This window comes from Paenibacillus sp. FSL H8-0104 (assembly GCF_038050215.1).
Taxonomy (GTDB): domain Bacteria; phylum Bacillota; class Bacilli; order Paenibacillales; family Paenibacillaceae; genus Paenibacillus; species Paenibacillus amylolyticus.
Genome location: NZ_JBBOTC010000002.1, coordinates 150,155 through 163,889, shown reverse-complemented (window position 1 = coordinate 163,889; position 13,735 = coordinate 150,155). Strand labels below are relative to the sequence as shown.

Here is a 13,735-nt window from a genome sequence, read left to right as displayed (position 1 = left end):
CCTGAATGATTTGTTTTGAATGATCCGGTATCTAGCCCTCTTCTGAACATAGGTCAGAACTTTTGGAAGTTTGATCTATCCCTGTCTTTTCAACCATGTTATTAAAAGCTTTGGCGTAAGCATAATGTGGGAACATCATAGGGTTGTTAATCAGCATCAGTAGTTGATTCAATTGAAGATTGAGTGTCAGCAAGGCATTACCTGTTACCTCCAAGCCCTCCAGTGTACTGAGCATTTCAGTTTGATCACTGAAGCTTAGTTCAGGATATTTCTCTTTGAGATTTTTCTGCTGAGCTTCTCTGATTACTTTAATCTCAGATTCCAGTTCGAACATTTGTTGCCGTTCTGTTTCTGATAAGTTTTCCTTTCTGTTTAGGGCCTCTAACTCTTTCATTTTAGAGAATGCATCGTCTAAATGCTCCAGTCTCAAAGGCTTGGAGTCAGTGGGCTTTGTATCGGCAAAGCGGTTCAGTACCTCCCCCCACCAGCCTAATGTCTTATCTTTATGAGGAATATGTAGAACAAAACGTTTGTTCTTTTCCTTGGATGCAGCAGGTGGGCGATTTTCCTCCAGAATGAAGTCAAACGAGTCTCCTAAATCCTTTATTGACTTCAACTTTTCCTTATTCACAACACTTTCCTTTAACGAGACCAACATACGAATCGGTCGTGTTCTACTTTGAGAGCGATTCGTTATACCTGTTGCGTAGCCTTGGACGATTCGGGCAATGCCAGAGGCAACAGGTTCTAGTTTTTGTATGCTATTACACCAGTTTATTAACTCCTTTGGCTCGTAGCTCGTACTTTTACACTCAATCACCATAACGACTGCTTCAATTGGTATGAACTTCAGCGTATTGTACTGAAACACATAGGGAGTATATTGTTCGTCATACACAGCAATATCGACTTCTTGTGACACACGTCCACCTGAGTCAATAATAATAACTCCTTGGGCCATTTGATATTTCAAAGGAATAATACTACGGAAGAAGCTCAGCCACATCCCCTCTCGATATCCACCTGTAAGTCCTCCATGCTCCGTCGAGAGCTCCATTTCCTCTACCATTCTGCGGTTTGAATAATCGTAATTCATATAGATTCGTTTTAGCACGTCTCTGTGTTGCTTTTCTTCCTTTGAATCAACGGGCTCATTCTTAGTCATTACTTGTTCCTCCCACGATTGGTGACGTTTATCTATTTCTGCCAAGATGTATTTCTACATAAATACTTTGCCTGAAAACTCATAACTTTGCTTATGAATTCTCTAACTAGACACGGCCCACCACTCCATACAGAGCGCGACCAAGCGGTTCATCCACGTTGTCTTGATCTCTGAGATTTCAATCCAAGCACTCATATAGACTTATTTCAAATTGGCCACTTATCTATAAGGAAACATACATAGAAGACGACAACGGAAATGAATCTCAATCCACGCACCCCAAACGGAATGCGACTAGCCCTCGTAATCTGCCAGCGTTAGACGTAGTTGGATTTCAATCCACGCACTTCATACAGAGTGGGACTGCTCTAAACATGATTACTAGGACATATGGTGGTCTATTTCAATCCACGCACTCCATACAGAGTGCGACCCAGAATTAGATGAGCAGGAGATACAGCGGATCAGTATTTCAATCCACGCATTTCATACAGAATGCGACTATTACTATCGGAAAACGGGGTGTATGTAGGGATTTCAATCCACACATTCCATACAGAGTACGACAGCGAAAAAATACGTATCATCTCTACAACACAAATGATAATAACGTCTTTTTCGGTATTTTCACGTCTTTGATTCCTTTGCTCAATTCAACTTTAATAATATTTCATTGCCAAAAGGTCACAAAATGGGCCTATTCGACAAATTGTGAGGTCGAATTCCCCGGGAAAATCATGTGAGCTTGGGGTTCGCGCCTGCTTCAGACAGACTCAGAACATTCTACGTTATAAACCGCAGTTCCTATCCCCCAATCCAGATGACGCAAGTCCTTTATACTCGCCACCCAGATCAATATCTGCTAAAACAAATTAACTTCCTTCAATCACATGGACCTGTAGACCACATCGATCTGTCCACAACCAAAAGTTGAGTTCCTACCAATATGTAAAATCCGGGCAGCGTTCAGCCAAGGGATAAAGGGTGACAGTTCTCCCTCAAACGTTAGTGAACCCAGCATGCCACTCCAATCCACCGATTCCTTTTTCCGACTGGAGTATCGATGCATCTCGTTCAAATACATTCCGGCAGACGTCGGGCTAATCTGGCTTGCCAGTTCACATGCCTTCATAGCTACATCCGTGTTCATCTGACCTCCATAACGCTCCGTCAACAACTGAATTCTCTTCGTAATATTTCTAATGATGGTTGGAAAATCAATATGCTGTACCAGTGCCCCTCCTCGACGAATACGAACCGGAGTCACCATATGCACCGAGCACCAGGAGGCATGTTCTTGCAGGGCATAGGCAGACATGTTTTCTGGTGCTGCTGCATTCATATTGAACTGTCCCTGTTTCCAGATCTGGCCATACTGATCGCCATGAAGAATGTCGGTCAGTTCGAACGCCTTTCGCTCCGCTCCCATTCCAAAGATCTGTGCTTGATCCAACGAAGTCAAGATATCCTTGGCGTAACGAACAGCATCTCCGATTAAGATGAGCTTAAAGCATAATGGATCTCCTTTATAATAAACTGGCTTTGGCCGAGGTGGCTCAATGATATAAGGGTTGACGATATCCTGAATAGCCCCACCCAATCGACGATTCTCAAATATATACGTATAGGATTCCGAATGCCGAGTTAGCGCCCATCCTGTCACACCATGAAGCGTTGATCCGAGAAATGCGGGCAAACGTGTTGTTTCCTTACATTCGAGTCGAATAAGTAAAGGCAGGTATTCCAGCGAAAAAATAGGTGCTTGTCTATTCATGTAAATACTCCAATTCTGATTCAGATCAAAGATTCCAAAGCATTGTACTACAAAACTACCGGCAGGCCATTTGTTATTACATACAGAGTGCGACCAGAACAAATTCGTACAGATGACCGGCACATGCATTTCAATCCACGCACTCCATACAGAGTGCGACTATAAGGCAGTATTTCCTAGACTGTTCCCATTTTTATTTCAATCCACGCACTCCATACAGAGTGCGACTTGGGATAACAGAGGAAGGGAGACAAGACACACATATTTCAATCCACGCACTCCATACAGAGTGCGACGCAAGTAATGCGGCTCTGGGTGGTACCAGTGCACCATTTCAATCCACGCACTCCATACAGAGTGCGACTTAGGGTCTTCTTGATGCTCTTTGCTTCTTTGCGAATTTCAATCCACGCACTCCATACAGAGTGCGACAGCGAAAAAGGAAGTATCATCTCTATAACACAAATGATATTAACGTCTTTTCGGTATTTTAATTCCTTTACTCGAACAACTTTGACAATATTCCGTTGCCAAAAGGTCACAAAATGGGCCTATTCGACAAATTGTGAGGTGCGAATCCCCCGGGAAAATCATGTGCGCTTCGGGTTCGCACCTGCTACAGTATGAATAGTTCACCCTTATCATAGGAAACTTTGGTTCCTACATGTTGGACTTTGCTTTTGTAATTAATCACCTAAGTGTATAGAATCAAAGATTAGCTGTCTCTTTATTCATTAATTCTTATCTTAAGCGCCTGAACTACTTAGCATCAAGTATACATTTAAACACCGAATTCCGCACTCGCTGACCGTGATTCACCCACTTCTGTGTCGCTTAAACGCCACAACAGATCATATGCAAACATAGTCATGGTAGTCGGACTACCTACGAGCTTAACGTTCCAAACCCTGTAGTGAGAATGAGAATTTGTTCAGATTCGATATTGTGTTATGTTGATCGAAATGTCTAGTAGTAGCGGGATTCTTACATTCGCATTTTCCGAATATCACATTGTGTGGCTAAATACTGGGAATAAGCCTTTTTGATCCCCGTTTTGTAAATCGTGTATTTATCGTTGTAAACATTCTCGAACGGGAAAGTTACAACATCAGTTCAACCATCAAAACCTGAGCGGAATACCTCTTTTCCTTTCGCATTGAAAATAACATACTTACTATTGTTCCCTAGCGGAACCCCACTGTACATTCCGTCACCAAGGTAGTTTACTAATGCATATGTTGGGAATATCCGCTTACCAGTCTCAATATTGATTGATGTGGTGATCGAGCCATCCTTGGCTTTTAATGCATATTGAATCGTTGCGATTGGATCAATATCGTGATAATAGTCGGTACGTTCGAGTTCAAGAATTTCGTATTTCACATCCATCACGATTTTCCCCCGACTGTCCACGATCCCATAGTTTTTCTTCAGTTTCACCCGGTATAGTGGATTCTTTGTTGTCAATTTCTCAATCTGGTTATTCATGTAATTGGTCCGCTCGATAAGTGGAACCATTTCATCGTATTTGGCAGGTAGAATGGCCTCACCACGAGTTCCAATCAAACCATACTTACCATTCTTGCGTATGACCGCACTTCCCATCTGGAACAGGTTAGCCTCTTCGTACTGAGCGGGTATTTTGATGTCTCCCTTTTTCGAAATAAATCCCCATTTTTGATTAAGCTTTACAGCAGCCAGATCTTCTGAAAAAGCCTGAATATCTGTATAATTGGACTCAAATAGTAGTTTTTGATCCTTTTTATAAAATCTCCAACCGGAACTTTCATCTCTCATATCTCTTATAGCATAACTTCCATCTCCTGAGAGAATAATCTTTTGGTCATCTTGAGGTTCAACAATCATATGCCCGGATACATCAACGATACCTTCGCCATTGTCTTGGATTTTCCAAAGCCCATTTTGTGGCTCACCTATTTTGGAATATTGTTTATTGAAAGAAATAATTAAACCATCTTGCCTAACAATAGCACTGTACTTATCACGGTGAAGACCCCATTCTAGTGTATTACCTCTGAATTCGATTTTGCTTTTGAACTCTGCGGGTACCACGAGCTGCCCCTTGTAATTCATACTCCCCCACAGTCCATTTATTTTTACGGGGAATAGCCCTGATTTACGATAGGCTGTCCCAAAATCCTTGTCTTCGATGTTAAACGTGGTAAGCAATTTTCCTTTGGTATTGATGAGTGCCCACTTGCCATTCTTTTTCACCAATGCTGCTTGATTGTAAAAGCTTGTTGCTTCCTCATATGTAGGAGAAATAACGAATTTCCCTTTGGTATTTAGGTAGCCAATCTTCCCATTTTTCTTCGCGATCGCCAGCCCATTGTTAAAAAGACCGATATATTCAATGCTTTTGTCCTGGAATATCACTTTGCCCTTACTATTAATTAACTGATTTCTATTTACCACTGCTACGCCTTTGTAGAAAGCATCCCTTGCTAATTGAAACTGTGGCTTAATGACAAACTTGCCCTGGTAATTTATGAATCCCCACTTCCAGTTTTGACGAACCGGAATGAGTCCATTATCTGCTCGGTCAGTGAACCACAGATGGCTCAATCCCACATGTTCCTGCGCCTTGTCCCACTCATGATATATTGGCTCGGTTACTGCTAGCGCAACCCTAGGTAGTATAAATATTGTTGCGATGAGCATCAAGAATGAAATGCCGAGAATCTCCGTGAGTTTTCGATACATTGACCTTTTTTTCAAAACCATATTCTTCCTCCATATAAAAGTAATTATCTTACTCTTTCATTAATACATAAGTAAAAAGATCTATCAATAACTTAATGTATCAAAAAGAACAGTTGCCAAGGTGGCAGACTGTTCCTGATTTCTCATCAATTATTTTAATAACATAGTACATACTGTGGTCGGTATCAATATAAAACACGTAATCCGACCCTACCTCCTCCACATGCCCTGATTCTAAACAAACCTTCGAAGCCAAGCGAATAAAGATAGGCTATTAACCGTCTCTTCTACACCTCATCCCGATCAAATACTTCTTTCAAAATATTAAGTGCTTTTCTTTGCTCTTTCTCGCTTCTTTTTAGAAGTATTGCATGGATTGCCAGAATATCCTCGCTGTCTTGCTTTTTTCCTAAACTCATAAGATCAAAAAACTCAATTTTCAGGGCATTGGAAATCTTAATGATAGTCTCTAATGTGACGTTGCTTTCACCGCGCTCAACTCTGCCGACAAAGGAGAAAGATGAGCCGATTTCATCGGCTAAAGCCTGCTGTGTTAATCCCTGTTCTGTTCGTAATTTCCTTATGATAACACCAATCTGTTCAGCAATTGTTTGATTCATATATGTCATCTACTCCTCTTACTAAGAAGTCTAGACAATAGCTGTTATGTATTGGAGTCTTTACAAGATTCAAAATAATTAAACATTGTCCTTGTAAGTATCATCAGTTATACTGTAAATATATTCAAAAGAAACAATCTTCTGTATTCTGTCGTTATATAGTTTCATGATTAAACTTCTCAATACTAATTGAATTTGAATTTTAAGTATATTTGTAATTAAACGGAGGATATTACTGCGTGGTAACAATTAAGAGACTCCTTTATAGTGAATTAAATCTAGTTTATGGAGGCGTTAGCAGTGGAGAATGCTATAGACAATGGAGTTTATCTGCTTTCGGATCATGTACATGTTTTAGATAAAGGTTTTGAGTTATTCCGACTAAGCTATAGACAGAGCGATTGGGACGAAGCGGATCGTATTGCTAACCACATTTTATCCTTGGCAGAACGTATGTATGAAAATAAGAAAAAATGGGATGAACTTGTTATTCCATTAAATCAAATGATAAAGCGTCCTTTGATATATTATTTTGGCTATGGGTATTTAGCAAAGTCTATCGTTTTCCAAAAGCATGGTCATTTTGATCTCGCTAGAGAATACATAGCCAAATATGCAGACTTGGGATGGTACTACAATGCAACAGATGAGGACTTAGAGGTAATAGAACGTTTTAAAGGATTCGCGAAGGCTAACAGATACGCCGTTGATTTGTTGTCGGGCAAGAAGGAGATATTAAATGAATATATTGATTTTATACATGAGAATGAAGAGGAAGCACTGCCGGGATTTATTACAATTTTCGAAGCTGCGAACTTGAATAAGTGGAATGTAGATGAATATTACTTTAACTCTATTACTGAAAAGTTAGAAGCTTTTTCAGAGCTTGAAGACCTAGGGAATCGTGTATACTACGTAAAATTGCTTAATCAACTTGCAATATACAATTTGGGTCAGCGGCGGTACGATGTTGCTATAAATTATATCCTTGATTGTCTACAAGTAGGGGCTACAATGGACTTAGACAAGGAAATTATTGCAATTATAGGTATATTTGAAAATTTACGAAAAATTGCTACCACGGATCAGATCGTGAAGTACCAAACTATATTGCAGGGGGTATATGATGAAAAAAGCATTAGTAACTACATTTATGCTGATGACATTTCTTAGTTTTACGATTCCGGTTTCCTCTCCATCTTCCAATCCAACAATTTCTCCATTTAATCACGGTGTTAACGGGTAGAGTAAAGGCCACTTGCAATATGCGGGTGGCCTTTTGTAATTGGATTTTAATGTATAGCTGAATACTCTTTATGACTCGTAGATTTCGTTAGGTGCTCCTGGATTATCAGTGAGCGCTATTTTCATTTTCTGATCGGGATTATATAACTTATAAGTGGAAATTTTAAAAAAAGAGAACGTGCGAACAGGGAGCAAGCTGAATCCACTTTTTAATTCTCTAAAAAGGATGGCTCATCACTCCATACAAAGTGTGACTAAAAATAAAAAAGCGCCCGAGGGTATAGGGCGCTAAATGATTTCAATACACACACTCCGTATGGAGTGCGACAGCGACAATGCGCCGGACGTGCGCAGCTAATTGGCGATAACTCCTTGGGCCATTTGATATTTCAGAGAAATAATACTGCGGAAGAAGCTCATACACATCCCCTCTCCATATCCGTCTGTAAGTCCCCTATGCTCCATGGAGAGTTCCATTTCCTCCACCATTCTACGATTTGAATAATCGTAATTCATATAGATTCGCTTAAGCACGTCTCTGTGTTGCTTTTCTTCCTTTGAATCATTGGGCTCATTCTTAGTCATTACTTGTTCCTCCCACGATTAGTGAGGTGTATCTGTTTCTACTTACTCAACCTGAAAAATCGCAACTTTGCTTATTAATTCCCTAAAAAGACACAGCCCTCACTCCATGCGGAGTGCGACGTAGAGCTTAATAGTTCAAGTAATGGATCATCGGTATTTCAATCCACACACTCATATAGAGTGCGGCCACGAACGCTGCGTAATCTCGAACATCAATTTCTGATTTCAATCCACGCACTCATATAAAGTGCGACAATAAGGATTTGGCTAGATCCGTATAACCAGTTTTATTTCAATCCACGCACTCATATAGAGTACGACGATCACAGCGTTCATCATCAACTGGCCGGATATGCTATTTCAATCCACACACTCTATACGGAGTGCGACGTACAACAAAATCTATCTGGCTGAGGTTCAGGAATTTCAATCCACACACTCCATACGGAGTGCGACTGACTGTTCTCAATTTGTTCAGGAAATGTTTGATATTTCAATCCACACACTCCATACGGAGTGCGACTCCGTATAGAGCGTTTGCCACGCGTTTACATCGAATTTCAATCCACACACTCCATACGGAGTGCGACAGCGAAAACACACGTAATAAAGTCATAAAATTCAAAATTTATCACGTATCACCAAGAATTATAACACTTCATATCTACATTCGTATTAAAAAACATCCTTCATCGAACAAGAGTATTACCAAAAGGTCACAAATACGACGTTTTCGACAACATTTGAGGTGCGAATCCCCCAGGGAAATCATGTGAGCTTGGGGTTCGCACCTTCATATTTACCTTTCAAACTGTTAGCTATCTTCTCTTCAAAACCCAATTCATTGGATACCCGCCTCGGCTATTCTGTTGATTCATTTTCTCTCTCTTTTTATTCATAGTACTCCAATTCACATGCTTTTCATCAGTAAACTCGAACTCACTTCCCAGTTTGATTTGAACATACCGATTGGCATCCATTTGCTCCAACCAAGAATCACGCCTATCTCCCATACCATTGCTTTCGATTTCAATTCACACACTCCGTAATGCGTTCTGAAAGACTCTGCTGAGTCCATTCAGAACGCATTACGGAGTGTGGCGCAGGAAGCTTACGCCAAAGTGAGGTTGCATTGGAGCTCGCTGATCAGATAAGATGGACATTGCACTTAACTATGCGGTGAAACTTTTACGGGTTTTAGTAATACAGTTAGTGCAGATAAGATACGGGCGAAGATATAAGAAGCATGGGTGCAGTTGGACAAAATTCCTAATCAGCAAGTCATTGGTTGAGGGTTTTACTGGTGTATTATATTACTACAACATCACTTGTAAGGTACATTATCATAAAAAAACGCCTAATAATTTAATATAAACATAGAGCAGTAGGAATAACCTCACAGCTCTTTTACGTTCAGCCTACCTCTTTTATTAGATCCTCATTGTTATTCCTCACATTACCGACTTCCTTCGGCACCTCATATGCTCTCATCTCAGAAGCTCGATAAGGCTTAAGCAAATCGCTTAGATACTGCACATCATTATTGTTTCTTCCGAGCCACTCAGCCTCATCCTCAGGACGCAAGATGACCGGCATACGATTATGAATCTCTACCATCAGTTCATTGGGTTGGGTAGTAATAATGGTGCAAGTACTCAGTTTATTACCGTCTGGATCTGTCCAGGTATCATATAAGCCAGCCAATGAAAAGATGCTGTCGTCTTTCATCAATATACGCATCGGCTTCTTGGTAGATCCTTCCTTACGCCATTCATAAAATCCGTTCGTGGGGATGATGCAGCGCTTGGAGCTGATTAACCGTTTAAAGGCAGGCTTCTCTGCAAGCGTCTCAGCTCGTGCATTTATCATCTTATTCCCGATCTTATCATCCTTGGCCCATGAAGGAACGAGGCCCCATCTGAGCGCACCCAATCGATTACCATCCTTGCTACTGATAATTGTGGGAATGAACTGCATGGGTGCTGCATTGTAATTAGGTTTGTACTCAAATCCATCGGTAATAGATGCATAGTACCTGTCCATTATTGCATCTAAGGGGTCAGTGATCGTAAATCTACCACACATACAAAGCACCTCCTGTATTGTCTTTAATATATAATCACACGATAAACTGATCAAACACAGGTATACGCAGTAAGTCTGAATTGGCAAACGTGGCAGGAAGCGTCCAAGTGAGTTGTTGTATCTTACTATCCTGCTTAGTGTGAAGCCGCTCATGACTGCTTCGAAACATTCACCCCATTGTTGGATCGGCACATGCTACTTTACCGTCTAAGATACTCGACAATTGTAACTCTGGGTACCGAGGAGCGCAGTCATTATTGTGGCTTATATAAACCGAACAACTCCGGACTATTTCAAATATATTAACCGGTACTTTTGGTTCAAAAATGTAATCCGAATACGAGAAGGGACCCGGTGATATTTCAAGTAACATAGGACTTATGAACATAAAAACACCTCAACCCAATTATAGCGTTTTGCCATAAGGGATTGAGGCGGTAAGTTACGGTTACTGAATAATTCATACGTAATGTTTTACTGTGATTAAGAAACTCTGTTGAATATCTCAATCACTCAGAATTCAATATCATCTTATCCAAGCTGCTAGCCCAGCCTTTGATAGCTATGTACGGGAACTGAACGTGTTCAAGCATATGCTCAAATCGGATTTTCACCGCGCTATACACTATATCCAGCAACTCAAGGTGAAAGGATTATTCATGCGAGTAAACTACTCCACGCTAGGAACGGCGTCACTGATCAGGACGAGGGCAATGCCTTCTATGACATTGTTGCCGATGCCGTCTGCGGTGATATTGACCGTTTCCCTAGCATCATTAGTAACGATGCGTATAAGCATGGAGAGAGTCCAGGCGTTCCGATGGATATGGAGTTTTATGTAATCAAATATGGTACTCCTGTTATAGGCGTAACTGCCGAGTTCCTTATGACCTCTTTGAACTAGAAGGAAACAACAAGGTTAGCCCCCTACTGGAGATCGGGCGAGTTTGGCGTGCCTCAGGCTTTATTATGGTCAAAAACAAGCAAGGGCGCTCACAAAAAGATGTGAAGAGTTGTTCGCCAACCAAAGTATGAGTGTTCCAGATTTTACATATGCCGATGCGCCTGGAAGCGTCATCAAAAAGAAGCCCAGGCGTGATTAGCGTTTGAGCTTCTTTCGACTAAATATAAAATAAGCATATACTAATAATTGTAGCCTGACACCAATACACAAAACATATTTGTGAATTCTGGATATTTTATGAAATACTCATCATCTATTAATATATTGAATATTCTTGCTACGTCATCAATATTTTTTGATATATCAAAATGATGTAAACTCTTCTTCAAATCCTCTATTTTCAATATAAAATCTTCGTAGTAAGCTGCACCAATATCATCCTTCACCGACTCTAAAAAATTCAAACTTTTTTCGTAGTTCCCGCTTTTCAGGTAAGCCATCGACAACTTATCAATAATCCACAAGTTATTTTTATCATGCTGCCTAACCTTTTCTAAGATGTAGACACGCTTTATTGGAGGAAGCGAACTAAGTAGAGTTAATAATGGTAGTTCAGTTCCTATTTTATTCTTTTTAAAATAGACCACAAGCAAATCTTCAAAGATATTTACTGCATAATTAACAGCAGTTCTAATTTCATTAGCCGTAAATGTATTACCGGGATGAGCACCTTTATTACCTGTTTTTTTAATTTTAAAATATTTAGTAGCTACTTCTTTATCTATATGATTCTTAACCAGAACGATCTTTTTATCAAGGTCTTTCTTTTTCCATTCATTCTCTGAAATGTTAGACAAACTAATAAGTCTATCTTTCAGAAGTAAATCTATGGCGCCATCTAAATATCGACGTAAACAAGTAGCCTGAAGTACATCTCTTAATACAGGATTAATAAAATCTCTATATTCATCCATTAGTTCAGATGGAATCAAGGGCGGAATAGACACAGATAATATATTTTCTTGGCTCACTGTATACCAACCCTTTCTATAAAGATGAGAGATAGTTTCTTATTTAATCTGGTGAGTTGTGTCTCCCAATTTGCTACACATAAGTTGTATGGTTCTAGATCGTGAAAATAAAAAAGCCTATAGGATTCTTTCCAATAGGCTCACCAGTGCTTCTGATTTCTTACATATTACCATAAAAACAAATATTAAGTAAATCAATACACAATTTCGAATACGAGCAGTTTGTTTTCTCACGCCCAACAAGTAGCTAGTGCATCACTCTACAAAAAAGCCTTTTCTGTCTGACTCGCGCTAGACTTAATCAAAAATCCAGCCTAAGGACACTTTATGTGGTTGTAAATTCGTTTAATGCCGCTTTTAGAAATGCGATATCTCGATTTATGTCTTTCGGCTTTATCGCACTGAGAACTCTATGCCCGACCTCAAGTATACTTTCAGCTTTTCTCTAGCTCGGGTAATAGCTTTGCTACACCCTCTGGATCTATAATTTGTCTTAAACTCAATCCCAGGATTTTCTAATACTATTTCTTCATTGCGTACATCATGAACACAACAACCACTTCTATCTCCGTTTGAATAAGTTCTAATGAAATCCTTAAGTTAATTATATTCTAAAAAAATTGTGTGTACAATGATTTGGGTTTGTTTTCAATCAATTTGGAGAGCCTGTGAGTCGCACAAAACACTTCGTGAAAGATAAATTATGCGCGTCTTTAGGCTGCTGGTCACAATAGGACTTTTGTTTCGAGAGAATGTTTACTCTCTTCGTATCCTCGATTTCAAGAACTGGCGCATCGCATGCCGGTTCTTTTTTTCGTGGCGCTGTCTTTATTCAGGGTTACTGCTTAATGGGAGAGCAATAACTAAGAGTGTTCATCATAAATCTATATTATACTCTAAATTTCCTATTTATTCCTTCTGTCTCAGCTCTTAAATTGATAAAATATAGGAACGTTTGTTCTTTATTTTGGAAATTGGTTGTAAAAATGCAATTTCATTTCTCTATATTAAGTAGGAGCAATCTCTTTATTAGGAAGGGGGGCTTATATTGAATAAGGATGATGAGGTAAATCGTCGTTTTATCAAGTATATGGCCAATCTTATTCACTATAACTCTATCAATTATGACAAAAAGAGACGATTGAAAGACAGCCGATTTTCGCTGACTCTAGACAACGATGAGAAACAAGAATCTGCCTTACTTACTGTTTACGATTCAGAAACTGTGCCACCCAATTTAAAGGATCACATTACGGATCACTCACTTTATCAAGCTTATAACTCCCTGCCATCTCAACAACAACAAATTTTATCTCTCGCTTACATACAAACACTAAATGATAAGGAAATAGCGAAAATACTGGGAGTATCCCAACAAAATGTCTCGAAACACCGCTTAAAAGCTCTAGCTAAATTGCGCAGCTTAATAACGGAAGGGGCTGAATTATGATGGAAGGTGATATTGCTACGTTAATTGCTAATTTAGGCTTTCCGATTGCAATTACTTTGTATCTACTTATTCGATTTGAAAAAAAGATATCTGATCTAAGTGAAGCCATTAATGGCTTGAAGAATGAAATACAAAAAAACGTAAAGCGGTGA

Annotated in this window: 11 protein-coding genes and 1 CRISPR repeat array; of the genes, 3 read left to right on the top strand and 8 right to left on the bottom strand. The window is 39.7% G+C overall.

Annotated features, from left to right (window positions below):
- Window positions 1–31: 31 nt before the first annotated feature.
- The 4 genes from NST38_RS31240 to NST38_RS31225 all read right to left on the bottom strand — a co-directional run bounded on the left by NST38_RS31240 (window position 32) and on the right by NST38_RS31225 (window position 6,283).
- Entirely contained in the window at window positions 32–1,165 is a 1,134-nt protein-coding gene (locus NST38_RS31240; protein ID WP_341344416.1) for a DUF6602 domain-containing protein, read from the bottom strand.
- A gap of 886 nt (window positions 1,166–2,051) precedes the next feature.
- Window positions 2,052–2,939 (bottom strand): CRISPR system precrRNA processing endoribonuclease RAMP protein Cas6, encoded by an 888-nt coding sequence (gene cas6, locus NST38_RS31235; RefSeq protein ID WP_341344415.1) that lies wholly within the window; start codon window positions 2,937–2,939, stop codon window positions 2,052–2,054.
- Between the two features lie 127 nt (window positions 2,940–3,066).
- Window positions 3,067–3,371: a CRISPR direct-repeat array (repeat unit 33 nt; unit sequence ATTTCAATCCACGCACTCCATACAGAGTGCGAC).
- 681 nt (window positions 3,372–4,052) lie between these two features.
- A complete protein-coding gene (locus NST38_RS31230) occupies window positions 4,053–5,684 on the bottom strand; it encodes a WG repeat-containing protein (protein WP_341344414.1) in 1,632 nt (543 codons plus the stop codon).
- 266 nt (window positions 5,685–5,950) lie between these two features.
- Entirely contained in the window at window positions 5,951–6,283 is a 333-nt protein-coding gene (locus NST38_RS31225) for a helix-turn-helix domain-containing protein (RefSeq protein WP_341344413.1), read from the bottom strand.
- Window positions 6,284–6,583: 300 nt separating this feature from the next.
- Between NST38_RS31225 and NST38_RS31220 the strand changes: the two genes are divergently transcribed.
- The gene (locus NST38_RS31220; protein ID WP_341344412.1) at window positions 6,584–7,456 is read left to right on the top strand and encodes a DNA-binding protein; all 873 of its coding nucleotides are present in this window, start codon (window positions 6,584–6,586) and stop codon (window positions 7,454–7,456) included.
- A 426-nt stretch (window positions 7,457–7,882) separates the two neighbouring features.
- Here the strand turns inward: NST38_RS31220 and NST38_RS31215 are convergent, their stop codons facing one another.
- The 4 genes from NST38_RS31215 to NST38_RS31200 form a co-directional block, all read right to left on the bottom strand.
- Window positions 7,883–8,113: a hypothetical protein gene (locus NST38_RS31215; protein WP_341344411.1), complete on the bottom strand. Its 231-nt coding sequence runs from the start codon at window positions 8,111–8,113 to the stop codon at window positions 7,883–7,885.
- 910 nt (window positions 8,114–9,023) lie between these two features.
- A complete protein-coding gene (locus NST38_RS31210) occupies window positions 9,024–9,146 on the bottom strand; it encodes a hypothetical protein (protein ID WP_341344410.1) in 123 nt (40 codons plus the stop codon).
- A 380-nt stretch (window positions 9,147–9,526) separates the two neighbouring features.
- A complete protein-coding gene (locus NST38_RS31205) occupies window positions 9,527–10,198 on the bottom strand; it encodes an SOS response-associated peptidase (protein ID WP_341344409.1) in 672 nt (223 codons plus the stop codon).
- A gap of 1,143 nt (window positions 10,199–11,341) precedes the next feature.
- Complete coding sequence (locus NST38_RS31200; RefSeq protein ID WP_341344408.1) at window positions 11,342–12,133, bottom strand: hypothetical protein; 792 nt, start codon at window positions 12,131–12,133, stop codon at window positions 11,342–11,344.
- 1,048 nt (window positions 12,134–13,181) lie between these two features.
- Here NST38_RS31200 and NST38_RS31195 point away from each other — a divergent pair.
- A complete protein-coding gene (locus tag NST38_RS31195; RefSeq protein ID WP_341344407.1) occupies window positions 13,182–13,583 on the top strand; it encodes a sigma-70 family RNA polymerase sigma factor in 402 nt (133 codons plus the stop codon).
- A complete protein-coding gene (locus NST38_RS31190) occupies window positions 13,580–13,735 on the top strand; it encodes a YvrJ family protein (RefSeq protein WP_341344406.1) in 156 nt (51 codons plus the stop codon). Before NST38_RS31195 ends, NST38_RS31190 begins: the two co-directional genes overlap by 4 nt.